Annotated in this window: 29 protein-coding genes; 10 read left to right on the top strand and 19 right to left on the bottom strand. The window is 62.2% G+C overall.

The window, feature by feature from the left end:
• Positions 1–88 precede the first annotated feature (88 nt).
• The 8 genes from AC1DMK_RS08520 to ruvC form a co-directional block, all read right to left on the bottom strand.
• Complete coding sequence (locus tag AC1DMK_RS08520) at positions 89–652, bottom strand: DinB family protein (RefSeq protein ID WP_477858334.1); 564 nt, start codon at positions 650–652, stop codon at positions 89–91.
• 44 nt (positions 653–696) lie between these two features.
• Complete coding sequence (ruvB, locus tag AC1DMK_RS08515; protein WP_037069262.1) at positions 697–1,737, bottom strand: Holliday junction branch migration DNA helicase RuvB; 1,041 nt, start codon at positions 1,735–1,737, stop codon at positions 697–699.
• A complete protein-coding gene (locus AC1DMK_RS08510) occupies positions 1,734–2,141 on the bottom strand; it encodes a PIN domain-containing protein (protein ID WP_037069259.1) in 408 nt (135 codons plus the stop codon). Before AC1DMK_RS08510 ends, ruvB begins: the two co-directional genes overlap by 4 nt.
• Positions 2,138–2,416, bottom strand: coding sequence for an AbrB/MazE/SpoVT family DNA-binding domain-containing protein (locus AC1DMK_RS08505; protein WP_477858331.1), 279 nt, complete (start codon positions 2,414–2,416; stop codon positions 2,138–2,140). The genes AC1DMK_RS08510 and AC1DMK_RS08505 overlap by 4 nt, the downstream gene beginning before the upstream one ends.
• Before the next feature lie 68 nt (positions 2,417–2,484).
• On the bottom strand, positions 2,485–3,102 hold the full coding sequence (gene ruvA / locus AC1DMK_RS08500) for a Holliday junction branch migration protein RuvA (RefSeq protein ID WP_477858330.1): 618 nt from the start codon (positions 3,100–3,102) through the stop codon (positions 2,485–2,487).
• Between the two features lie 12 nt (positions 3,103–3,114).
• Positions 3,115–3,528, bottom strand: coding sequence for a type II toxin-antitoxin system VapC family toxin (locus AC1DMK_RS08495; RefSeq protein ID WP_037069250.1), 414 nt, complete (start codon positions 3,526–3,528; stop codon positions 3,115–3,117).
• On the bottom strand, positions 3,528–3,779 hold the full coding sequence (locus tag AC1DMK_RS08490) for an AbrB/MazE/SpoVT family DNA-binding domain-containing protein (RefSeq protein WP_477858328.1): 252 nt from the start codon (positions 3,777–3,779) through the stop codon (positions 3,528–3,530). The genes AC1DMK_RS08495 and AC1DMK_RS08490 overlap by 1 nt, the downstream gene beginning before the upstream one ends.
• 60 nt (positions 3,780–3,839) lie before the next feature.
• On the bottom strand, positions 3,840–4,352 hold the full coding sequence (gene ruvC, locus AC1DMK_RS08485; protein ID WP_037069245.1) for a crossover junction endodeoxyribonuclease RuvC: 513 nt from the start codon (positions 4,350–4,352) through the stop codon (positions 3,840–3,842).
• 234 nt (positions 4,353–4,586) lie between these two features.
• On the opposite strand from ruvC, the gene AC1DMK_RS08480 reads away from it, so the two are divergent.
• The 9 genes from AC1DMK_RS08480 to AC1DMK_RS08440 all read left to right on the top strand — a co-directional run bounded on the left by AC1DMK_RS08480 (position 4,587) and on the right by AC1DMK_RS08440 (position 14,050).
• Positions 4,587–6,902, top strand: coding sequence for a methyl-accepting chemotaxis protein (locus tag AC1DMK_RS08480; RefSeq protein ID WP_037069243.1), 2,316 nt, complete (start codon positions 4,587–4,589; stop codon positions 6,900–6,902).
• Between the two features lie 66 nt (positions 6,903–6,968).
• Complete coding sequence (locus AC1DMK_RS08475; protein ID WP_477858325.1) at positions 6,969–7,766, top strand: GNAT family N-acetyltransferase; 798 nt, start codon at positions 6,969–6,971, stop codon at positions 7,764–7,766.
• Positions 7,767–7,875: 109 nt separating this feature from the next.
• Positions 7,876–8,877 (top strand): LLM class flavin-dependent oxidoreductase, encoded by a 1,002-nt coding sequence (locus tag AC1DMK_RS08470; RefSeq protein ID WP_477858324.1) that lies wholly within the window; start codon positions 7,876–7,878, stop codon positions 8,875–8,877.
• Between the two features lie 209 nt (positions 8,878–9,086).
• A complete protein-coding gene (locus tag AC1DMK_RS08465; protein ID WP_037069236.1) occupies positions 9,087–9,473 on the top strand; it encodes a c-type cytochrome in 387 nt (128 codons plus the stop codon).
• A gap of 146 nt (positions 9,474–9,619) precedes the next feature.
• On the top strand, positions 9,620–10,429 hold the full coding sequence (locus AC1DMK_RS08460) for a cytochrome c oxidase subunit II (RefSeq protein ID WP_477858322.1): 810 nt from the start codon (positions 9,620–9,622) through the stop codon (positions 10,427–10,429).
• A 54-nt stretch (positions 10,430–10,483) separates the two neighbouring features.
• Positions 10,484–12,253, top strand: a complete 1,770-nt coding sequence (ctaD, locus tag AC1DMK_RS08455; protein WP_477858320.1) for a cytochrome c oxidase subunit I — start codon at positions 10,484–10,486, stop codon at positions 12,251–12,253.
• Positions 12,250–12,960 carry a cytochrome c oxidase subunit 3 gene (locus AC1DMK_RS08450; protein ID WP_477858318.1) on the top strand — a complete coding sequence of 237 codons (711 nt, stop codon included), beginning with the start codon at positions 12,250–12,252 and terminating at the stop codon, positions 12,958–12,960. The genes ctaD and AC1DMK_RS08450 overlap by 4 nt, the downstream gene beginning before the upstream one ends.
• Before the next feature lie 10 nt (positions 12,961–12,970).
• Positions 12,971–13,696, top strand: coding sequence for a heme-copper oxidase subunit III family protein (locus AC1DMK_RS08445; protein WP_477858316.1), 726 nt, complete (start codon positions 12,971–12,973; stop codon positions 13,694–13,696).
• A 9-nt stretch (positions 13,697–13,705) separates the two neighbouring features.
• Complete coding sequence (locus AC1DMK_RS08440; RefSeq protein WP_037069228.1) at positions 13,706–14,050, top strand: cytochrome C oxidase subunit IV family protein; 345 nt, start codon at positions 13,706–13,708, stop codon at positions 14,048–14,050.
• Positions 14,051–14,059: 9 nt separating this feature from the next.
• Here the strand turns inward: AC1DMK_RS08440 and AC1DMK_RS08435 are convergent, their stop codons facing one another.
• From AC1DMK_RS08435 to AC1DMK_RS08415, 5 genes are all read right to left on the bottom strand, one after another.
• Positions 14,060–14,668 (bottom strand): SH3 domain-containing protein, encoded by a 609-nt coding sequence (locus AC1DMK_RS08435; RefSeq protein WP_477858314.1) that lies wholly within the window; start codon positions 14,666–14,668, stop codon positions 14,060–14,062.
• A gap of 2 nt (positions 14,669–14,670) precedes the next feature.
• A complete protein-coding gene (locus tag AC1DMK_RS08430) occupies positions 14,671–15,159 on the bottom strand; it encodes an invasion associated locus B family protein (RefSeq protein ID WP_477858312.1) in 489 nt (162 codons plus the stop codon).
• A gap of 268 nt (positions 15,160–15,427) precedes the next feature.
• Positions 15,428–16,054 (bottom strand): HAD-IA family hydrolase, encoded by a 627-nt coding sequence (locus AC1DMK_RS08425; RefSeq protein WP_477858310.1) that lies wholly within the window; start codon positions 16,052–16,054, stop codon positions 15,428–15,430.
• Positions 16,055–16,127: 73 nt separating this feature from the next.
• Positions 16,128–16,874, bottom strand: a complete 747-nt coding sequence (locus AC1DMK_RS08420; protein WP_037069224.1) for a YebC/PmpR family DNA-binding transcriptional regulator — start codon at positions 16,872–16,874, stop codon at positions 16,128–16,130.
• Between the two features lie 111 nt (positions 16,875–16,985).
• Positions 16,986–17,417, bottom strand: a complete 432-nt coding sequence (locus AC1DMK_RS08415; protein ID WP_477858308.1) for a hypothetical protein — start codon at positions 17,415–17,417, stop codon at positions 16,986–16,988.
• Positions 17,418–17,531: 114 nt separating this feature from the next.
• Between AC1DMK_RS08415 and AC1DMK_RS08410 the strand changes: the two genes are divergently transcribed.
• Complete coding sequence (locus AC1DMK_RS08410) at positions 17,532–18,035, top strand: pyridoxamine 5'-phosphate oxidase family protein (protein WP_477858306.1); 504 nt, start codon at positions 17,532–17,534, stop codon at positions 18,033–18,035.
• A gap of 188 nt (positions 18,036–18,223) precedes the next feature.
• On the opposite strand, the gene AC1DMK_RS08405 is transcribed toward AC1DMK_RS08410, so the two are convergent.
• The 6 genes from AC1DMK_RS08405 to AC1DMK_RS08380 form a co-directional block, all read right to left on the bottom strand.
• Positions 18,224–19,060, bottom strand: a complete 837-nt coding sequence (locus AC1DMK_RS08405) for an MBL fold metallo-hydrolase (protein WP_477858304.1) — start codon at positions 19,058–19,060, stop codon at positions 18,224–18,226.
• A 116-nt stretch (positions 19,061–19,176) separates the two neighbouring features.
• Positions 19,177–20,001, bottom strand: a complete 825-nt coding sequence (locus AC1DMK_RS08400) for a TIGR00282 family metallophosphoesterase (protein ID WP_037069216.1) — start codon at positions 19,999–20,001, stop codon at positions 19,177–19,179.
• A gap of 2 nt (positions 20,002–20,003) precedes the next feature.
• The gene (locus AC1DMK_RS08395) at positions 20,004–20,591 is read right to left on the bottom strand and encodes a 5-formyltetrahydrofolate cyclo-ligase (RefSeq protein WP_477858303.1); all 588 of its coding nucleotides are present in this window, start codon (positions 20,589–20,591) and stop codon (positions 20,004–20,006) included.
• Between the two features lie 91 nt (positions 20,592–20,682).
• A complete protein-coding gene (locus tag AC1DMK_RS08390; RefSeq protein WP_477858301.1) occupies positions 20,683–21,405 on the bottom strand; it encodes a hypothetical protein in 723 nt (240 codons plus the stop codon).
• Positions 21,406–21,470: 65 nt separating this feature from the next.
• Positions 21,471–22,355 carry an NAD-dependent epimerase/dehydratase family protein gene (locus tag AC1DMK_RS08385; protein WP_477858299.1) on the bottom strand — a complete coding sequence of 295 codons (885 nt, stop codon included), beginning with the start codon at positions 22,353–22,355 and terminating at the stop codon, positions 21,471–21,473.
• The gene (locus AC1DMK_RS08380; protein WP_477858298.1) at positions 22,352–23,170 is read right to left on the bottom strand and encodes a glycosyltransferase; all 819 of its coding nucleotides are present in this window, start codon (positions 23,168–23,170) and stop codon (positions 22,352–22,354) included. Before AC1DMK_RS08380 ends, AC1DMK_RS08385 begins: the two co-directional genes overlap by 4 nt.
• Between the last annotated feature and the right edge of the window lie 25 nt (positions 23,171–23,195).

The following is a 23,195-nucleotide window of genomic DNA, read 5'->3' as shown; positions in this document are numbered from 1 at the left end:
GCGGCGTTTTCCTCCTGGTCCGACGTAGCGACATAGGATGACAGGCGTCGGCCCTCATTCCTTACAAGGCTCAGTTGGAGCCGATGCGCTAGCGCATCAGCTCTGCCTCGCTCCACCCGAGGGCGGCGAGTTCGCCGCTGCGGAAGCGTGCGTCGTCGCCGACGATGAACTCGTCGAGTTGCGGCGGCTTCACGGTGGTACCGGCCAGCATCGCGTGGACCTGACCGCGATGATGCGTCTGGTGCTGGAAGAGGTGGCCCAGTATGTCCTCCATTCGCTCGCGCTGTATCMGCTCGCCGCGATGAATGTTCACGGTCGATACGATCTTGTCCGGCGTCAGCGCTTCGCATAGATCGCAGAGGCGCCGGTCGACCTTCGCCTGCGCTTCGGCCAGCGATGCGATATCGTCGAACGGCTCGTCCACTTCGAAGGCCTTGAGCCCGAGCGTGCCGCCTTCCAGACCATCGACATAGAACCAGTCGACCGTGATGATATGGTTCAGGGTCTCCTTGATCGACGGAAAGAAGCCCGTGCGCGGCGCTTCGAACTCGCCGGGCTGTAGCCGGGCGCCCGCGGCATGCAAGCGATGGTTGGCCAGTGCGTTGTTATAGGCAAGTTTGCGGAAGGACCGGGAAGGGTCGAAAGTGGCCACGGGTTGATTCCTCCTGTCTTGCCGTCGGACGCCGTGCTGAACGATTAATCGTCCTCCTGGAACAACCGGAACTGCGCTGCCTCGAGGTCCTTCGGCGGCTGCATGCCGAGATGCTTCCAGGCGGTTGCCGTGAGCACGCGGCCGCGCGGCGTGCGCTGGATGAAGCCCTGCTGAATCATATAGGGCTCGATGATGTCCTCGATCGCGTCGCGCGGTTCGGAAAGGCCGGCGGCGATGGTCTCGATGCCGACGGGGCCACCGCCGAAGTTGACAGCGATCATGTTGAGGTAGCGCTTGTCGAGCTGGTCGAGGCCCATGTTGTCGACAAGCAGCCGTGTCAGCGCCTCATCGGCGATTTCGCGGGTGACGGCCTCGGCCCTGGCTACTTCGGCAAAGTCGCGCACGCGGCGCAGGAGGCGGCCGGCGATACGCGGGGTGCCGCGGGCCCGGCGGGCGATTTCGCGGGCTCCCTCGTCGGTTATCGGCAGGCTCATCAGGCGTGCGCCGCGGCGCACGATCAGTTCGAGCTCGTCTACCGTGTAGAAGCTCAGGCGCACCGGGATGCCGAAGCGGTCGCGCAACGGCGTCGTCAGCAGGCCCAGGCGGGTGGTGGCGGCAACGAGCGTGAATTTCGAGAGATCGATCTTCACCGAGCGTGCGGCTGGACCCTCGCCGATGATGAGATCGAGCTGGAAATCCTCCATGGCCGGATAGAGGATTTCCTCGACGGCCGGGCTGAGGCGGTGAATTTCGTCGATGAAGAGCACGTCGCGCTCTTCGAGGTTGGTCAGGAGCGCCGCAAGATCGCCGGCCTTGGCGATAACGGGGCCGGAGGTCGAACGGAAATTGACGCCGAGTTCCTTGGCCATGATCTGTGCCAGCGTCGTCTTGCCGAGGCCAGGCGGGCCGACGAAAAGGACGTGGTCCAAAGCCTCTCCGCGGTTCTTGGCGGCCTCGATGAAGATCTTGAGATTGGCGCGCGCCTCGGCCTGGCCGGTGAACTCGTCCAGCGACTGCGGGCGCAGCGTCACGTCCAGGTCTTCGCCTCGCTTCTCAGAGGAAATCAGGCGGGCGGCTTCAGTCATGCGAGGAGTTCCATTCCGGGGACGCGCGAGGCGGCTTTTCTATCGAAGGTAAGGGTTTTGCCGCAATCGGCGATACAATTCATTTCGCTTAGCAACGCATCGGCAAAATCCACGTTCGACATAGGGCAGAGATGGACTGCATTGCCAACTGCTTCATACGCCGCAACCTCAAACTCGCGTCGCTCCGCGATTGCCTGGATGAAGTCCAGGATGCGATCTCTGGGGTAACGATACTTGCGACCGAGAACCGGGTCCGCTTCGAGAACAACTGAGACATCGACGCAGAGAGCATCGTCTGCATTCAGCCGCTTCAGAAGTCCGTCGATGGCACCGATATGCCCCGCATCATCCGGAATGGCGATGCGCAGCAGGACGTTTGTATCGATGCCGAGACGGGTTGTCATTCTCCACCGCTCCGCCTGGTGGCATTTTCATATCGTTCTACGGCCGCATCCATGATGGTATCATCGATTTCGTCTTGAGATGCACGCGAGCCGGCCGGCGGCTTTCGGAGTAATCCGGCCAATTCGGTGACCGGCTTGTTGTGCGGAATGATTGCCATCTCGCCATTTCGAACCCAACCATAGCACTTGTCGCCCGGTTTGACGTTCAGCTGGTCGCGCAGATGCTTGGGAATGGTCATCTGCCCTTTGGAGGCGATCGTGATGTTGAAACCCATGGCGTTGCTCCACTTCGATCTGCCTTGCATATTGACAATAGTAAGGCGGCGTTCTGTTAGCAATGAAGCTACCGCGCCAGTTCCTTCAACCCGAGCCGGATCAGCTTGGCGCTGTCGGCACCCTCGCCCGCGGTTTTCATCGCGGCCGCTACGGCATTGGCCGCCTGATCCCTGCTGTAGCCGAGGTTGGTCAGCGCTGAAACCGCATCGGCGACAGGTGCTGCGGCGACGCCCTCGCCGAGTTCCTGCTTCAAGCCGATGTTGGCCGCTGCCTCGCCGGCGAAAGCCGGTGCCTTGTTCTTGAGTTCGGTGACGATGCGCACCGCGACCTTGGGACCGACACCCTGGGCGCGCGATACGGCTGTGCGGTCCTGCAGGGCGATGGCGTTGGCGAGTTCGCTTGGGGTCAGCGTGGAAAGGACCGCGAGCGCCACCTTGGCACCGACGCCCTGAACGCTTTGCAGAAGGTTGAACCATTCCCTTTCGAGCGCGGTCATGAAGCCGAAAAGCTTCAGCTGGTCTTCGCGAACATAGGTCTCGATGAAGAGAATGCAGGCTTCGCCGACCGAGCCGATGCGCGACAGGGTGCGCGCCGAGCAGAAGGCGACGTAACAGACGCCATGCACATCGACGAGGACATAGTCGTCGCCGATTTCGTCGATGGTGCCTTTGAGCTTGCCGATCATGTATGGGGTCCGTCAGGGATGGGTTTCGGGCGTGATGAGGTCGAGTGAAGGGAAGTAGGATCGGTATCCTTTGGGGTCGCGCGTCAAGACGGCGTAGCCGCGGATTGCCGCATGCGCGCCGATCAGGAAATCGGGCAGGATGCTTTCTCGCCCGCCACCGGATTTGCGGTAGACCCTAAAGGCAGCGGCTGCGGCGAAAGCCGCGGGCCACGGTAGGTTCTCGCGGCGGAATTCCTCCTGCGGGAGCAGGCGGTCAACCTCGTCCATATCGCGATACCGCAGGGAAAACTCCGCGTAGATGATCGGGTTTATCAACACAGGGCCGGCGTTGAACGCATCGAGCGCTCGCTGGCGCGACCATCCATGCCAATCAGACGCCGGGATCGACAGATCGACCAGAACGTTGGTGTCGATCAAAGTCGGCATCAGCGGTCCCGTGTCATCGACATGAGCGCTTCGGCATCGACCGTCTGGTCGCCGGTTCCTTCGAGACGATCGAGAGCATTCATAAAGCGACCCAGCCGGCCGCGATCTTCCAGCTCCTGCTTTCCGTTCTTCGGAGCCAGAACCAGCTTGCCGCCCTCGACCGAGAAGATCACGTCGCTGTTCAGTTCGATGCCCGCGAGCTCGCGCAGGTCGCGTGGAATGGTAACTTGACCTTTTGATGTGACGCGCATCTTGCATCTCCGACAATGAAGTAAGAATTATCATTACCGGAAGAACAAGTCAAGAACACGTCAGCCGGTCAGGACTGCCTGGCGCATGCGGTTGCTGCCGCGATTGTGCGCGTGGCAGATTGCGATGGCGAGCGCGTCGGCCGCGTCGTTGCCCTTGAACTCCGCCTTCGGCATCAGGATCTTCAGCATCATGTGGATCTGTTGCTTCTCGCCGTGGCCGACGCCGATGACGGCTTTCTTCACTGCGTTCGGCGCATATTCGGCGACCTGCAGGCCGGCGCGAGCGGGCACCAGCATGGCGATGCCGCGGGCCTGGCCGAGCTTCAGGGTGGCGACGGCGTCCTTGTTGACGAAGGTCTGCTCGACGGCGGCTTCGTCCGGCTGATGGGCATGCACGACTTCCGCGAGCCCGTCATGCAGCTGGCAGAGACGAGAGGCGAGATCCATGTCGCCGTCCGACGTGACGGTACCCGAGGCGATGAAGCGCAGCGAGTTGCCGAACGTCTCGATGATTCCCCAGCCTGTGCGGCGCAGGCCGGGGTCGATGCCGATGATGCGAATCGTATTTTGCATGCTTCACCCTATTGCAGTCGCGAAATAACTGCCATCGATATGTGAACAAAACAAAAACATTGCCTAATTTGAGAGGTTCCGTTTACGTCAATTTAAACTCCATGCGTGAGCTTTGATCCATAAAAGTGAGAGGGGCCCCGACAGGCAAGGCTCCCGTTTTCTGTTTTCAGGTCAGCCGACTGGGACGTTCACGCCTCTGCCCGGCATATACCGTTCCGGAAGGGTTCATTGTTCATGGCTCAGAGATTTCAGTCCCTGTCCTTTAAAGTTATTGCGACATTCATACTGCTGACTGCACTTTCCATCGCCGTCATCAACGGCCTCGCTTATTTCGCCAGCAGCCGCATTTCGGGTGAGCAGGCGCTGAAGGCGAAGGAGGGCGTACTGATCTTCCGCGGCGACATGCTGCAGGATCAGCTGGAACAGCTGGAGAACCAGGCCTATTCGATCGCGCGCATCGAGGCGCTGCAGATGTCGATCACCAGCCTGAAGAGCGGCTGGAAGACGATCGAGAAAACGTCGGGCGATGCCCGCGCCGAACTGAAGAAGGTGTTCATCACCAACAATCCGAACCCGGCCGATCAGCGTGAGAAGCTGGTCAAGCCGGAGGCGCCGAGCGGCTTTTACTATTCGAACCACGAGGCTACGCAGAGCGAGGTCGCTCGCGATCTTGAGAACACGGCCTTCAGCGATCTGCTCATTGCCGATCTCGACGGTCATGTTCTCTACTCCTACAAGAAGAACGAGGATTTCGCGGAAAACCTTAAAACCGATGCATGGACGTCGACCGGTGTCGGGCTTGCGTTCGCCAAGGCGATCGCCAATATCGCAAAGGCGACCGACGATTCCGCACCCGTCGGGTTTTCCGGCCTGCGCGTCGATGCATCGAGTGGCAGGGCCGCCATCTTCTACGCGGTTCCGATCGTCAAGCTCGGCGCGCCGAAGGGCGTCATTCTCTTCAGGGTGCGTGACGACGTTGTTACCAGCATCCTGGAAAGAGGTATCGTTTCCGGCAGCACGGCGCAGGCAGCGATCGTCTCGGAAGACGGGTCTGCCGTGGCCGTCAGCGCCAGCGGCCAGCTCGTCACCCTGGATACTGCGCCCTTCACCTTCCTGAAGGATGCACTTGCCAGCAGCACCATGACGGTCGCGGATTTCAACCGCGCCGACGGCGCAGCCCGCGCCTATGTCAAGGGCATCGACTATCAGGGCTCGCGGTTCCTCGTGGTTGAAAGCGTGCGCCTCAGCGAGATCAACGCCGGCTCGATCGAGATTGCCACCTTGCTGACGATGATCGCGATCGGCGTCCTTGTGGTGATGGCGATTGCAACCGGCATCATAACGAAAATGCTGTTCTCGCCGCTCGCTCGTCTCGCCGGCGTCACACGCGACGTGGCGGACGGCAAGCTGGATGTCGAGATCGGCAGTCTGAACCGGGGCGACGAGATCGGCACGATGGCAAAGGCCCTCGCGCGCTTCAAGCAATCGCTGATCGAAACCCGAGAACTCGAAGCGGCCAGTGCCGAAACGCGGGCGCTCGCCGACCGCGACCGGCAGCAGCACATGGCCGACCGCGAGGCGGAAGCCAAGAGCCTGCAAGAGGTCGTCGAGTCAATCGACGACGGGCTGCGCCATCTGGCAAACGGCAACCTTGCCTACCAGATCGATCGCCGCTTCCCGAACGCGCTCGAAGGCCTGCGCGTCAATTTCAACGAGGCCTTGGCAACGCTCAGCGAAACCATGACCGCGATCGGCGGAAACTCGATGGCTGTTCGCGCCGGCTCCGAAGAAATGCGCACCGGCGCCGACGAGCTGGCGGGGCGGACCGAGCGGCAGGCGACCTCAATCACCGAGACGGCGAATGCGATCGACGCGATCACCCAGTCCGTTCGCCTGCAGATCGAACGCGCCGAGCGGGCGGAACGCATCGCGCGCGAGGCAAAGCGCGAGACCAGCGGGTCCGGCCAGATCATGCGCGACACGATTGCCGCCATGGAGGCGATCCAGGCGTCATCCCGCCAGATCAACTCGATCATCAGCGTCATCGATTCCATCGCGTTCCAGACGAACCTGCTGGCACTGAACGCCGGAGTGGAGGCCGCGCGCGCCGGCGAGGCCGGAAAGGGCTTTGCCGTCGTTGCCATGGAAGTGCGCGAACTGGCGCAACGCTCGTCGAGCGCTGCCAAGGAAATCGGCAATCTGTTGCAGAAATCCACCCGCGAGGTCGAGGCCGGCGTGTCGCTGGTCGAGCGGGCAGGCGACGCGCTGAACGGCATCGGCGGCCATGTCGAGGCGATCAATGGCCAGGTCGGCGAGATCATGGACTCGACCCGGGAAGAGGCCGATACGCTCCGCCAGATCAACGCCGCCGTTTCCGAACTCGATGCGATGACGCAGCAGAACGCCGCCATGGTCGAGGAGACCACGGCGGCCATCCACCGGCTTGCCACCGAGGCGGTCGAAATGGACCGACAGCTCTCCCATTTCACGCTGACGCAGGGCCAGCATCAGCAGAGCGCCGAGGTGCACGTGCTGCGTCGCAAGGGCTGATCGGACAACGGAACCGGAGATCCCTGGTTGCGGGCTTTGCCTGCCCTGCTCCAAGAGGTGCCGCGAATGCTGTCGGAGCAGACTGATCCAGAAAAGGTATTGGCGACCCTCCGCCGAGCGCCGCTCAGCAACGTCGTGCTCTTGAAATTTCTGACCGCCCGTTCTGAGGGTTCGAGTGTCTATCAGCTCGTGCGGCGTGACCGTGTCGCAACCCTTCTGGTACTCGACCACGCATTCAGCGAATTTGATCTTGAAACCTATCCCGACGCGAGTGCGTCGGCCATCATCGCCAGTGATGCGCCAGAGCTCACGCGGAGGCTGCTGACGTTCGTGCCGCGGGACCGAGGCTTGGTCTTCAAACTTTGCTCCGACGATGACTGGGCGGTCGTTGGAGAGGAATTTCCGTTGGAGAGACGCACGTCCTTCCTCTCCTACACGTCAACGGATCTTGAGCCGCTTGATGAGACGGCAACGATCGGAACGACGACCGCCGAAGCGGCGTTTCACCTGTTTGCGGTGCAAGGCCACAGCGCGGAGTGGCTCCGCCCGCTTGTCGACAGCGGCCAAGCGTTCAGCTCGGCAGCCGAGGACGACGGCAAGATCCTGTCCGCCTGCTTTGCTTTCCAGGTTGACGGCGAAATTTGGGAAATCGGGGGCGTCTACACTCTCCCCGAGGCGCGCGGTCGCGGTCTGGCTCGCCGTGTCGTTCGCGCGGCACTCGCCGAACTGAAACGCCGCAACCTTGTTTCCCGCTACCAGGCTGAGGAAACGAACCTGCCGTCGATCCGGTTGGCCGAGTCCCTTGGCATGACGCGCTTTCTCACACTCACCCACTACGTCACTGTGGAGGTCGGCGGGGAATGAACGGGATGACCACATCTCGCAAAGGCCGCTTTTCTTTGCCTCGCCGTTTGGCATCGCCAAACCGGCCACCTACATAGACCTGTCATTCCAATTACCGACAGGCCCTGCCATGGTTCCCTTCTCGATTCTCGATCTTTCCCCCGTTCCCGAAGGCGGCACGATCCGTCAGTCGCTCGAGAGTTCGGCGCGCATGGCGCAAAAAGCGGAGGAGTATGGCTACACGCGGTTCTGGCTGGCCGAGCATCACGGCATGCCGGGCATTGCCAGCGCCGCGACGGCCGTCGTCATCGGTCATGTCGGGGCGGCGACGAAACGGATCCGGATCGGTTCGGGCGGGATCATGCTGCCCAATCATTCGCCCCTCGTCATTGCCGAGCAGTTCGGCACGCTGGACGCGTTGTTTCCGGGACGTGTCGATCTCGGCCTCGGGCGGGCGCCGGGTACCGATATGCGGACCGCGCAAGCGCTCAGGCGCAATCTGGATGCCGGTGCCCAGAGCTTTCCCAACGACGTCGTCGAGCTGCAGCAATTGCTTGGCGCGCCTGTCGAAAACCAGGCAATCCTTGCGGTGCCGGGCATGAATTCCCATGTGCCGATCTGGCTTCTCGGTTCCAGCCTCTATAGCGCGCAGCTCGCTGCGATGCTCGGTCTTCCCTATGCGTTTGCCTCGCATTTTGCGCCGGATTCGCTGCTTGACGCGCTTGATATCTATCGCAACCGCTTCCAGCCATCGGCCGTTCTCGACAAGCCCTATGCCATGGTTGGCGTGATGGGCTCGGTGGCCGAGACCGACGAGGAGGCGCAGTATCACTTCACCTCCGCACAGCAGCAGTTCGTCAACTTGCGCCGCAATGTCCGCGGTCAGTTCCCGCGACCGGTCCACGACATGGAGAGCTTCTGGTCGCCGATGGAAAAGATGACGGTCGAACATACGCTGCGCTATGCGGTCGTCGGTTCGCAGACGACGGCGGAGGCAAAGCTCTCCGAGTTCCTGCGCGACACACAGGCCGATGAGGTCATCATCTCGATGCCCATTCACGATATCGAGGCGCGGCTGAAGTCTGTCGAACTGTTTGCGGGTCTCGGCAACTTCATGCGCGCAGCCGCCTAGTCGTCGAGCCGCGACAGTTGTCCGCCGATCGAGGCGGATGCGACCGTGTGGCGCACAGCTGTTTGGACGAATTGACTTCGCGCCGCCGGGGCATAGCTTTACCTGACAGTGTGCGTCATTTGCCCGCCGATGCGGGCGGGTGAACGGGACAACAGGTCGGGCCGGACGTCGGCACCGTCTGGTTGGCAACCTTTGGGAGGAGGATTGCTATGCGTTGCCGTGATCTTGCAGTTGTGATGTCGGTCATCTGTCTTTTCGCGTCCGGCGCGCTCGCCCAGGAGGGCGACGCCGCGGCCGGCGAGACCGTCTTTAAGAAGTGCGCGGTCTGTCACATCGCCGATAGCGACAAGAACAAGGTGGGGCCCTCGCTCAACCATCTGTTCGGCCGGGCGGCCGGAACGCATCCGAACTTTTCCTATTCTCCGGCGATGCAGGCGGCTGGCAAGGCTGGACTCGTTTGGGACGACGCGACGCTGCGCGATTATCTTCACGACCCAAAGTTGAAGGTGAAGGGCACGAAAATGACATTCGTCGGAGTGAAGGACGATACCGACATCACCAATCTCATCGCCTATTTGAAGCAGTTCTCCAACTAGAAGAGTAGCATGCGGGCAATTGTGCAAGGGCGATGATGTTCGAAGCGGCAATTGCCGCCATCACATATTTATGAGATATTACTAAAGTAAACGCGCGACGGTTGCGGATTGTGGCCGCAACCGGCAGTGCGGCTCGGGAGGAGCCCATGGTTGTCGTGCTGGTTCTGGTTCTGATCGCTCTCGGGTCGGTGGCCTTCCACCTCTTGAGCCCGTGGTGGTGGACGCCGATCGCGTCGAACTGGAACTATATCGACAACACCATCATCATCACTTTCTGGATCACCGGTTTCGTCTTCGTCGCGGTGGTCTGCTTCGTGGCCTATTGCGTGTTTCGCTTCCGTCACAAACCCGGCAGCAAGGCGGCCTATCAGCCTGAGAACAAGAAGCTGGAATGGTGGCTCGCCGGCGGTACGGCGCTCGGTGTCGCGGCGATGCTGACGCCGGGGCTGGTCGTCTGGAAGCAATTCGTCACCGTGCCCCCGGATGCCGGCGAAGTGGAGGTCATCGGTCAGCAGTGGCAGTGGAATTTCCGTTTGCCCGGAGCCGACGGAAAGTTGGGGCGGGCCGACAACAGGGCGGTGACCCCAGACAATCCGCTCGGCGTCATCAGCAGCGATCCGGCCGGTCTCGACGACATCATCATCTCGGGCGGCGACCTGCATCTATTGCTCGGCAAGTCGGTGCGCGTGCACCTGCGCTCGCTCGACGTACTGCATGATTTCTACGTGCCGGAGTTTCGGGCGAAGATGGACATGATCCCGGGCTCAGTCACCTATTTCTGGTTCACGCCGACGCGGACCGGGACGTTCGAGGTTCTCTGCGCCGAGCTTTGCGGTGTGGGCCATCCGCAGATGCGCGGCTCGGTCGTCGTCGACGATGCGGAAGCGTACCAAGGCTGGCTGCAACAGCAGCAGACGTTCCAGCAGTTGATGGCATCAGTGGTACCGGCCAGTTGACCGGCGTCGCGGGCGTCGCGGGCCCGTGACGGGAGGAGAAAAGAAGGGCATGCCATGGTCGATATACCAGCCGGTGCCGGCGACATCGTCCCGCCCGCCGAAGTCGCGGATGTGGAGCTCTATCATCCCAGGAGCTGGTGGACGCGCTACGTCTTCAGCCAGGATGCCAAGATCATTGCGATACAGTATTCGCTGACCGCGTTCGCGATCGGGTTCGTGGCGCTGGTGCTCTCCTGGCTCATGCGCCTGCAGCTGGGCTTTCCCGGCTATTTCTCCTTCATCGATGCCGATCACTACTATCAGTTCATCACCATGCACGGGATGATCATGGTGATCTACCTGCTGACGGCGCTCTTCCTCGGCGGTTTCGGCAACTATCTCATCCCCCTGATGCTCGGCGCCCGCGACATGGTGTTTCCCTATGCCAACATGCTGAGCTACTGGCTCTACCTGCTGGCCGTCCTGGTGCTGGTCGCCGGCTTCTTTGCGCCCGGCGGGCCGACAGGGGCCGGCTGGACGCTCTATCCGCCGCAGGCGCTGCTTTCCGGCACGCCTGGCGGGCGCGACTGGGGCATCATCCTGATGCTGTCGTCGCTGATCATCTTCATCATCGGCTTTACGATGGGCGGGCTGAACTATGTCGTGACCGTGCTGCAGGGGCGCACGCGCGGCATGACGCTGATGCGGATGCCGCTCACTGTCTGGGGCATCTTCACCGCGACCGTCATGGCGCTGCTTGCCTTTCCGGCGCTCTTCGTCGCCGCCGTGATGATGCTGTTCGACCGGCTGCTCGGCACCAGCTTCTTCATGCCGTCCATCGTCGAAATGGGCGAACAGCTGAAGTCTCAGGGCGGCAGCCCGATCCTTTTCCAGCACCTCTTCTGGTTCTTCGGGCACCCTGAGGTCTATATCGTGGCGCTGCCTGCCTTCGGCATCGTCTCCGATCTCATCAGCACGCATGCGCGCAAGAACATCTTCGGCTACCGGATGATGGTCTGGGCGATCGTCATCATCGGCGCGCTCAGTTTCGTCGTCTGGGCACACCACATGTATGTCAGCGGCATGAACCCTAACTTCGGCTTCTTCTTCGCCACGACAACGCTGATCATCGCCATCCCGACGGCTCTCAAGGTCTACAACTGGGTGCTGACGCTGTGGCGGGGCGACATCCATCTGACGCTGCCGATGCTGTTTGCGCTCGGTTTCATCGTCACCTTCGTCAATGGCGGGCTGACGGGCCTGTTCCTCGGCAATGTGGTGGTGGACGTGCCGCTCTCCGATACGATGTTCGTCGTCGCGCATTTCCACATGGTGATGGGCGTCGCACCGATCATGGTCGTCTTCGGCGCGATCTATCACTGGTATCCCAAGATCACCGGACGCATGCTCGATGAGATACTCGGGCGGATCCATTTCTGGGTGACCTTCATCGGCGCCTATGCGATCTTTTTCCCGATGCACTATATCGGCCTGATCGGCGTGCCGCGCCGCTACTACGAACTCGGCGAAACGGTCTTCATCCCGCCCTCGGTACACACGCTCAACGTGTTCATCACGATTGCGGCGCTGGTCGTCGGGGCCGCGCAGCTGGTGTTCGTGTTCAATCTCGTCTGGAGCCTTTTCCGCGGCCGCGAGGCAGGCGGAAATCCGTGGCGGGCGACGACGCTGGAGTGGCAGACGCCGCAGACGCCGCCTGCCCACGGCAACTGGGGCAAGGAGCTGCCGGTGGTCTATCGCTGGGCCTACGACTACAGTGTGCCGGGCGCGGCAGAAGATTTCCTGCCGCAGAACCAGCCGGACGGATTGTCGAGGGCAGCGACATGAGTGCAATTCTGATCTTCATGGCCGGGATCGCGGCCGTCGTCGGCTGGTGGATGTCAGGGCAGCGGCTGATGTCGAAGCCATGGCTCGAGGCCGGCAGGGCCGGCGACGTGATGGGGCGGCAGGGTTCACCGCTGCCTGCCGCGAAGATCGGGCTCGGCATCTTCCTGGCGGTGATCGGTGCCCTGTTTTCGCTGCTGGTCAGCGCCTACCTCGTGCGCATGGCCGGCACCGACTGGTGGTCGCCGCCAGTGCCGCCGCTACTCTGGGTCAACACCGCGATGCTGATCGCCAGCTGCGCGGCGATGCAATGGGCAGCCGTGGAGGCGCGGCGCGGCGGCGGCGAGCCGATGCGGATCGCACTCGACGCAGCGCTTGCGACGGCGGTCCTTTTCCTCATCGGGCAGGTGGCGGCATGGCACCAACTGGCCGCCGCCGGCTACGTGCTTGCCGACAACCCGGCCAACAGCTTCTTCTACCTGCTTACCGGGCTGCACGGCCTGCATATAGTGGGCGGCCTTGCCGTCCTTGGCCGGACCCGCGTCAGGGCATTTGCGGACCGCCGTTCATCCCGGGCGGCGCTGCGTCTGAGCACCGCGCTATGCGCCACATACTGGCATTTCATGCTGGTCGTCTGGCTGGTGCTTCTCGCGCTTTTCACCGGCTGGGCGAACGAACTTGTCGATCTCTGCCGCCAACTGGTTAGCTAGGAGCTGGACGATGGCCGAACTCACACGGACGGAAGCCGAGCAAGCGCCGCTTTTGCCTCGTAGCGGCCTGCGCGGCGTGGCGGCCGATTTTTCCTCGGATCAGCGGGCGTTCAAGCACGTCTCCTGGGGAAAGGCCATGATGTGGATCTTTCTCCTCAGCGATACCTTCATCTTCGGCTGCTTCCTGCTTGCCTACATGACCGCCCGTATGTCGACGCCGGTTCCCTGGCCCAATCCCAGCGAAGTCTTCGCCCTGAATATCGGCGGGAAGGACGTTCCGCTGATCCTGATCGCGATCATGACTTTCATCCTGATCAGCAGCAGCGGCACCATGGCGATGGCGGTCAATTTCGGCTATCGCCACGAGCGCGGCAAGACTGCAGTGCTGATGCTGCTCACCGCAGCGCTCGGCGCCTCCTTCGTCGGCATGCAGGCTTTCGAATGGACGAAGCTGATCACCGAAGGCGTGCGGCCCTGGGAGAATCCTTGGGGTGCCGCGCAATTCGGCTCATCCTTCTTCATGATCACCGGTTTTCACGGAACCCATGTGACCTTCGGCGTGATCTTCCTGCTGATCACGGCGCGCAAGGTTCTAAGGGGCGATTTCGAGACCGGCAGGCGAGGGTTTTTCACGAGCCGAAAGGGCAACTACGAGATCGTCGAGATCATGGGCCTCTACTGGCACTTCGTCGATCTCGTCTGGGTCTTCATCTTCGCGTTCTTCTATCTCTGGTGAGGTCGCATCATGGCACAAGCGCAAACCCACTCTCCCTCGCATTCCGGCCAGCAGCATCCGATCAGGCTCTACCTCGTCGTCTGGGGACTGCTGTTCGTGCTCAGCACCTTCTCCTACCTCGTCGATTACCTCGGCATCCAGGGCTATCCGAGGTGGACCCTGATCATCCTCTTCATGCTCATGAAGGCGGGGCTGATCGTCGCCATCTTCATGCACATGGCCTGGGAGCGGCTGGCGCTGGTCTATGCGATCCTTCTGCCGCCGGTCCTGGTGCTGGTCTTCGTGGCGATGATGGCGTCGGAGGCGCATTATACGATCTTCACCCGGATGGCATTTCTCGGCGGGGCACAATGAGTGTCCCCGCTACATGATCTTCTCGTTGGGATAGACGCCCCAGAGCGCGGACTGCCTGACGAAGCCGTCGAGCCGATGGCCGGGTACCTCGACGCTGCACCACGTGCCGTCGCAGGCGTGGATGGCGAGCCGCACGCGCGACGTCAGCTTGGCAAGGATTACCGCGGTTGCCGTCGGGGCTGCGCGGATCGGGACCGTGGATGCGATCCATGGCCCGACAAGTGCCGTGCGATTGCTGGAAAGCAGGGCGCGGTGCATCCAGCCGGAGACGCCGTCGCAATCCCTGATCTGGCGCCAGTTGCCGTACTCGGCAGTGATCTCCACCGGCAGGCCGGCGACCTGATAGACCCATTGCGTTCCGTAATCGAGGGAGGGCCCGACGCGCATGCGGGCCTCCCTCGATTTCAGCGAGACGAAGCGCGGCACCGGGAGCCCGGTTTCGCGACCCTTGGCGCGACCTGTCTCGACAGGTGCCTGCGGCTGCAGCGGATTGGCCGCGACCGGCACGCAGGCGAGGGCCTGAGCAAGGCACGAGATCGCGACTATCCGCTTCCAGCCGCGTGCTGGCCTGCGTGCGCCGGCAAGCGTCCGGCTCGGGGCATGGGGGATGGCGCGCATCCTCAGTTGCACGTGCTCATGCGCTTGAGGGCGGCGGTCACGCCGTTCAGCGAATAGGTGTAGGTCGTCGTGGTTCCGCGCAGCGACTGGGCTTGAACGTTCATGTCGCTTCCGAAGCGCAGCGCACTGATGACTTCGGGTTCGCGCGCTTCCTCGCCCACCCAGGCGGATTTGCCCCTGGTGAACATCGAGAAGACCTTGTCGCCGATCTCGACCTTGACCCGCGATCCCGGCTTCAGCTCGTAGCCCATGATCGCCTGCGGCTCGTGTCCCGAACCCGGGGCGCTGCCGATGACGAAGAAATTGCGGCCGTGGTCGACGCTTGCCGGTTGCATTGATTTCGGCACTGTCAGCACATAGCACACCGTCTGCCCACCCTTGCTGTAGGAATAGACGCCCCAGTCCCCGAATTGCTTGACCAGGACAGGCTGCGCTTTCGCCGACAGCGCGCCGAACAGCGTGAACGAGAGTACGAGAGCTATTCTTTTCATGAGGTGGTTTCCCCGCCGAGAGTGAGAGAGGCAGGCCTTGAGACAGACCGGCTGGAGCGAATGCGGCGCATTCAAGTCGGGGAGGGTTACCGAGACCTTAACGAGGGGCGGTGGATAACGAACGTGTTACCTGATGGCTGCGGGATGTGAAAACGAAGGCGGCCTATCCACGAACGGAAAAAGCCGGCCTCGTTTCCTGGCAGGCTTTTTGACAATCTGCAGACAGCCGAAGGCTTGGCCCAGCAGATGAGATGTTCTCGTTCGGATATCAGGCCTGGAGGAGCGTGCGCCTGATGTCGCTGACGTTGCCGAACATGATGTCCGGCGACTGGCTCTCAAGATAATCGGGGGTCGCGTAGCCCCAGGCGACCGCGCCGGCCACGATCCCCGCGGCACGGGACGCTTCGATGTCGCGGCCCTCGTCGCCGATGGAGATTGCATCGGCGACGCTCAGGCCGGCGCGCCTGAGCACGCGCCGGAAGCGCGCGGACTTTCCGAAGATCGATGCGCCGCATTCGAAGTAGTCGATTTCGATGTCGCCGCCGAGGACGCTGCGGATCGTGGATTCTGTATTCGAGCTGACGATCGCGATGCGCACGCCGGCGCCGCGCAGATCAGCAAGCAGTTCGCCGACGCCGGGAAACAGCTTCATGTCGTGGGCGTTGGCTGCCGACCGCTGCCGCATATCGCGCGCGATGGCCGGCATTTTCCACCAGGGAACGCGGAGATAGCGGATGATCTCACGGTTGTCCTTGCTACGCAGCATCGCGAATTCGTCGCGCGAAAGCTGGCGAAAACCGAAACGGGCGGCCGATTCGTTCAGCGCGGAAGTGAACCAGTCGGCGGTGTCGGCAAGCGTTCCGTCGAAATCGAAGAGGGCAAGCTTGTAGCGCATGTGGGTTCGTCCGCCAAAAGAAAGCCTGCGTCTTTCGAACGCAGGCCGGGAGCTCAAAAAACGGGCGGAAGGATCAGGCCGAAAGCTTGGCCAGAACTTCTTCCGAGACTTCGAAGTTCGAGTAGACGTTCTGGACGTCGTCATCGTCTTCGAGGCTGTCGATAAGCCTCAGCAGCGACTGTGCCCTTTCTTCGTCAACCGGCACGTTGTTTTGGGCGCGCCAGACTGACTTGACGGTTTCCGCTTCGCCGAGGGTCTCTTCGAGAGCCTTGGCGACTTCGCCGAGGGCCTCGAAGGCGCAGGTGATGTAGTGGCCTTCGTCGTCGGTCTCGACGTCGTCGGCGCCGGCTTCGATCGCGGCTTCCATCATCTTGTCGCCATCGCCTGCCGACAGTTTGTAGGTGATCTCGCCGACGTGGTCGAAGGAGAAGGACACTGAGCCGGTTTCGCCAAGGGCGCCCCCGGCCTTGGTGAAGATAGAGCGGACGTTGGAGGCAGTGCGGTTTCGGTTGTCGGTCAGCGCCTCGACGATTATCGCCGTGCCGCCCGGGCCGTAGCCTTCGTAGCGGACTTCATCGTAGTTCTCGCCATCGTTGCCTGCAGCCTTCTTGATGGCGCGGTCGATGTTGTCCTTCGGCATCGACTGGGCTTTGGCGTTCTGGATCGCCAGGCGCAGGCGCGCGTTCATCGAAGGATCAGGCAGACCGGCCTTGGCGGCAACGGTGATTTCGCGCGCGAGCTTGGAGAACATTTTCGACCGCACGGAATCCTGACGACCCTTGCGGTGCATGATGTTTTTAAACTGTGAATGGCCAGCCATGGCACCCCTGTTCACGTCTCATTGTCGGAATGGGCCGCCTTATAGGAGCGAAACGGGGCGCATTCAAGGGAAAAGCAGCGCGTTCGGCAGTCGGCCGATGACGACAGCGTGTCAGTCGACGGTGTATTTCTTGCGGCTGGCGAAGAAGCCATGACCGTCGTCACGGGTGCAGGTAAGACCGCTTCGCTCCGAGCTGCAGCTGAACGGGCCGGCCCGCCAGCGCTCGCCGTATTGCAGAACGTTGGCGTCGCTGCAGCAGGCGCTGTCACCTTCCATCTTGAAGATGAAGGGCTTTCCCGAGGCTGAAAGGATGAGGCGGACGTAAAGGGGTTCGATGCGATCGCAGCCGAGCTCCGGCCCGCCATCATCGGGCGTGTACATCGAGGAGCCGCCTTTCGGGATGTAGGTGCAGCCGATATTCAGCGAGGGAGTGACGAAGACGATCTGGCCGCTCTCGTCGGGTTTGAAGCTCCGGTCGGCCGCAATGCCTGAGGATGCCGACGCCAAGGCGAATGCCAAGGCCGGCAAAGTTGCGTTCCTCATCAAATCCTCCGTTGTGCAAGGTGCGCTCGAACGTAGCATACCGGGGGCCATCGGGGAACAAAGCCGGGAAGCCAACGTTTGAAAGCACGGCCCCTCGAAACGGAAGGAAGTGCTATGGCTAGTTTCAATGAGGCACGGGAACACCCGGCACGTCAACTCTGGGATCAGGTCAACGATATTCATGCCGGAATGCTCGGCGTGGACGGCGTCGATATGCACTTGCAGCCGATGGCGCCGCATGCAGACCCGAAGACCAACACGATCTGGTTCTATACGAAGTCCGATGCCAATATCGTGCGGGCTATCAAGCCCGGCACGCGGGCGCATTTCTGCGTCGTTGGCAAGGAGCACGACTATCATGCGTGCCTTGCAGGCCAGATCGAGGCCCGCGCCGATCCGTCGAAGATCGAAGAATACTGGAACTCGGTCGTTGCCGCCTGGTACGAGGACGGCAAGAAGGACCCCAAGCTGACGATGCTCGCCATGCATGTCGACGACGCGGAGATCTGGGTCTCCACCGGCGGCAAGCTGAAATTCGGCTGGGAGATCGCAAAGGCCAATCTCGGTGACGAGAAGATGCCTGACGTCGGCGTGAGACAGCACCTGCATTTTGCGTGAGTGCTTGCGGACGAAAGAAAATGCCCGGGTGACATCCGCTCTCGGGCTTTTCCGATGCCGCTGATATGATTGATGCGGCAAGGGCGTCCGGCTGCCATGGGTCGGCGATACCTCCTCATCGCTGTACTCGTCACAGGGATGAGGAGCATTCAAGTCATTGAATGCAAGGCGCAAGCTCGTGGCCTTGTTCACTGCATGCTCTTGGCGACGTAGATCAACGGCTTCTTCGGCAGGGTGCGCATCGATACGGTGATCGTGTTGGTTGGCGCGTAGGCGATATCGAAATCGGGGCCGAACAGCGACAGGAAGCTCTGCAACGGCCTCGGCTGATGCATCGGCAGGATCAGCGACGATCTCAGGCGTTTGATGATGCGGCTCATGCTGTCGGCTCCCATCGTCAGGCCGCCGTCGACCGGGACCATCACCACATCCAGCCTGCCGATTTCGGTGTAGTGCGCCTCGGTCAGCTCGTAGTGCAGGTGGCCGAGATGCCCGATGCACAGGCCCGCGACCTCGAAAATGAAGATCGAGTTTCCATCCTTCTGCGGTGCTCCGTAGCCGCCGCGGATATCCGTCGTGACATTGCGGATGTAGGTGTCGCCGACCGTCATGTCGATTCGGGCTTTTTCGCCAGGCACGTCGCTCCAGCCGTGCAGCACGAACTGGATGGCCGGATCGGGTGCCAGCGTATAGTGCGAGGAATGAGCCCGGTTCATCGTCGCCACCATCGGGGCTCGGGGCGGGGTGTACCAGCCTGAGAAGTCCGTGGCGATCGAGACGCCGCCGGGTGTTTCGATAAGGAAGGTCGAATGGCCGACATAGGTCAGCGCCACGGTTTGCTCGGTGGCACCCGCCGAGATCAACGGCGGCGGACCGGCGACGCTTGCGAAGGTTGCCTTTGGAATCGATTGCGCGACCGCCTGGCATTGGCTGACATTGCGGCGCTCCTCTTGCGCAACCGCGGCTTCCGCGGCGATGAGGAACAGCAGGCAGGCAACTGCGAAGACAAGAAAGCGTGGCATCATGCCACTTCCTCCGTCGCTATCAAACTGACAGCGAGGATGCGGCAAGGGGTCGCAACGGTCCAGATCAAAACCGGCGCCGTTGCTCACTTTTGCGTCATGGCAGGCCGATGCCCAGTCTAGCGCCAGAACTCCGGAATGGTCTCCGCAAGCCGCGGGCCGAGGCGCAGGGGCGCGATCTTTTCGGCGAGCCCGGTCGTGTCCGAGATCTCGACGCCGACGCCGCAGATCGTGGCCGGGCCGGTCGCCGCCTCCATCCGGCCTTTCGGCATCTTGGAGATGAAGCGGTTCAGCGGCTCTTCCTTGTCCATGCCCAGCGACGAATCGTAATCGCCGCACATGCCGGCATCGGAGAGATAGGCGGTGCCGCCGTTCAGGATCTGGTGATCGGCGGTGGGCACGTGGGTGTGCGTTCCGACGACGAAGCTGGCACGACCGTCGACGAAGTGGCCGAAGCACTGCTTCTCGCTGGTGGCTTCCGCATGGAAGTCGAAGATGATCGCGTCCGCCTGTTCCTTGAGCGGGCAGGCGGCAAGGATGGTTTCAGCCGACTTGAAGGGGTCGTCGAGCTCCGGATGCATGAAGACGCGGCCCATGATGTTGGCGACGAGGACACGCGCACCGTTGCGGGCGTAGAACAGCCCGGAACCGCGGCCGGGCGTCCCCTGCGGGTAGTTGGCCGGACGCAGGAACTGGTCGTGGCGGCCGGCAAAGCCAACGGCTTCCTTCTGGTCCCAGACGTGATTTCCCGTCGTCACCACGTCGGCGCCGGCATTGATCGTCTCGAGGAAGATGTCCTCGGTGATGCCGAAGCCGCCGGCGGCGTTTTCGCCGTTGACGATCACGAAGTCGAGTTTCAGGTCCGATACCAGACCGGGGAGGCGATCCCAGACCGCCGTACGTCCGGTCTTGCCGACCATGTCACCCAGAAAAAGCAGTCTCATTGCTATCCAATCCAAGAGGCAAAAAAGCGAAGGCCGCTTTCTGTCAGGATGGCATCCAGGCTTACGTCGTGCGGCTCAGCGGGCACATGTGCCACTTCCTGGCAGTCGAATGCAATGCCGATCAGTTTCGGATGCATGCCTTTTTGCTTCAATCGGTCGATTGCGCGGTCGTAGTGACCCGCTCCGTAGCCGATACGATGGCCGCGCCGATCAAATGCGGAGAGGGGAACGAGCAGGATCTCGGGATCGAGAACGGGTGCGTCCGGGCCTGGGCCCGACGTGCCGAAGCCGGTGCTGACCAGCGGTGCGCCGCGCACCAGTTCGCGAAAGGCGATCGTCTGCCGATCGAGGATGGCCGGCACGCACAGGCGCGCGCCGCGCGCCTGGAACCTTGCCATCAGCGGGCGGGTGTCGGCTTCGGAGCGGATCGGCAGAAAGCCGGAGATGATCGTGCCCGGGTCGAAGGCGACGGCTTCGCCGGCATGCTCGGCCATCGCCAGGCTCATCTCGATACGCGTGTCGGCGGGGATGGCGTCGCGAAGCGCCAGCCGCTCGGCGCGCATTTCGGCTTTCAGTTCTTTTGGGGTCATCCAATCCACCGCGCTGGTTTTGGCAGAACCATAGAGCGGCCGCCCATCATTGCAACGCGTGAATGCGACCTTTGGCTGCCGGTATTGCCGGTCAGATGATGATGCTGGTCGGTGTCTGGGAGGCGCCGACCTGCGCTTCGAGCGCCGTGCCATCCGCATTGGAGCCCGCCTTGCCGATCCTGGCACGCAGTTCGTGCATGGCTTTGTCCATGAGCTGGCGGACCTCCTGCAGAATCGACTTGAATTTTTCCATGGTCGTTCGGTCTTCGGCGGAGATGCCGGAAGACGCCTGCTTTGCGTCCTCGACGACGCTCCGGTAGGCGTTTCGTGCCGCCGTCGCACTGTCAGGTTCGTCTGCCTCGGACGTGTCGGCGCCAGCATCAGCATCTTCGACAGATGAGGATTTCGGCTTGGCGCGTGCAGCGGTGGTTGCTTCGGCGGCAGCACCTGTTCCCGCATCCGCGACGGCCGCCGTGGCTGATGAAGCGGCGCTGGTCGCGCTGGCAGCGACGGCTGCGGCAAATTCGGAGGCCGCCGCGCTGATCTTGTGGGCGAGTTCAGCGGCAAGGCGGGCGACCACCTCAGGCGGCAAACCGCCACTTTTCAGCATCTCCAGCTGCGCCTTGGCTTCTTCCAGCTTCCGCGCCGCCCGTTCCTTGGCCGCTTCGGCGGAGGTGGTCATGTTCTGGCGCAGGGTCTCGAGCGCCCTTGCCGAATCCTGCAATGTCTTCAGGCGCGTGCTGCCTGCGCTGTCTGCGGACGCAGAATAGGTTTTGCGCAGAATATCGAGCGCCGAAGTGGATCCGACTTGCATACTATCCCCCAGGATTGCACCATCGGGTTCTGTCTACAACCCTCGGCTTGCGCGAGCCTGTGCGGCTACCCGGCGGTGGCGAGAGCATGGATCGCCTCGTCGAACAGCGGCATGCCGCCCGGCGTCCAGCCGAGCGCCCGAATTTTCGCCGTGTCCATCTGCGTCAGAGTGGATCTATCGGCAGCGAGGGGCAGCCTGTTGACGCAATCGCGCTCCCAGCGGACGGGTTCCAGGATGTCCCATGTATCCACCGTCACGTCGGAGACGTTGAAGTTCTCGCCCGAAATGCGCGCGCTCTCGGCTTCCAGCATCAGACGCACCGCCTGGCCGACGTCGCTTCCGTGAACTTCGGTTCCGGCGCGCGAGGGCAAGGGCCGGCCGGCCATATAGTCGTCGATGAGCTTGTCCCATTTGTTGGGGCGCAGGTTGCCGTAGACGCCCGTCAGCCGCAAGCTTGCGGTCGAAAAGCCGGGGGCGGCAAGGTGCGCCAGACTGCGCTCGGCATCCAGCTTGACCTGTCCGTAGAGGGTTGTCGGTTTTTCCTGCGTGCTCTCCGTCAGCATCGTCCCGGGCGGATGATCGCCATAGACCGCGCGGCTGGAGATGAAGACACAACGACGGGTGCCGGCGCGTTTGGCGGCTTCGAAGAGCCTGACGGTGCCGTCGAGGTTGAGGCGTTTGAACGTTTCCGGATCGTCGCCTTCGCCGCCGCGGTATTTCCCGGGCAGGTGATGAAAGGCTGCATGGACAAAGAAATAGGCGTCGTCGAAAGCCTCGATGTGGTCGCGCGCCGGGTCGAGCGACAACGGCGCGAACTCGACGGGCCGTGAAAAGGCACGCGGAAGCGGTGCGTGGCGGCCGCCGACGATGACGGAATATCCGGCCGCCAGCAGCTCCTCGACGATGTAGCGTCCGACAAGACCCGTTCCGCCCGATACCAGTACCTTCATGCTGCCTCTTCCGGATTGGCCATCGCCGAAATTTCCGGCAGATCATCGCCGGCGTAGAACGCGTGCCACAGGTCGATCAGCGGCCGCAACATCGCGGCTTTCGGATGATCTGGTTCCCACGGCTTTTCATATTGGTAGTGCAGGACCGAAATGCTCTTCCAGTCCCAAAGAGCCGGCATGGTGAACCATACATACTGCAGCATGTTGAAATAGACGGGAAGGCCGTGCCAATCGGGGAAAAACGCCTGCAGAAACGTCTGGTCGGTCCGTTCCCAGAAACGGTCGGGCAGATCGAGCCGCGCCAGCATGTGTCGGAACGTGTCCGCGGACGGACGCGCGACGAAAACGCCGGAGTTCATGCGGTGGAAACCGGCAAGACTTTCGTAGACATTCGGGGCGGCAGAAAACTCGGGGTAGTGGAACAGCTTGTCGATGTTCCTAAGGACGATCGCGTCGGCATCGATGAAGACGCAGCTTTTGTATTCCGTCAGTTCCCAGAGCCTCAGCTTGCAGAAATTGTCGAGCGGCGAATGGAAATCCGGCTTGCGGCCCCTGGTAAAGGGGGCGGCCGAATGCAGGTTGCCGCGGGCGTGGCGCTCGTTGAAGGCGTCGGACAGCGGCAGGTGCTCGACCTCGACCAGGCGACAGTCCAGCTGCTGCAGCGGGCGGAGGTGGGACGGCTCGACGCTGCCGGTGTGAAGGACGACGATATCGGCTGCGGTCTGCGTGAAACGCAGCGAGCGCGCAAGCGCGGTTGTGCCCATGGCGTAGTCCGCGTTGGTGACGAGCGTGACGTAGGCGAAGGGTGAGGTCATAGAGCTCAGGCGCCTCCACAATTTT

It is taken from the genome of Rhizobium sp. 05L419 (assembly GCF_056397845.1).
Note: the sequence above shows the minus strand (reverse complement) of the source record. Positions and strands in the feature narration are given on the sequence as shown.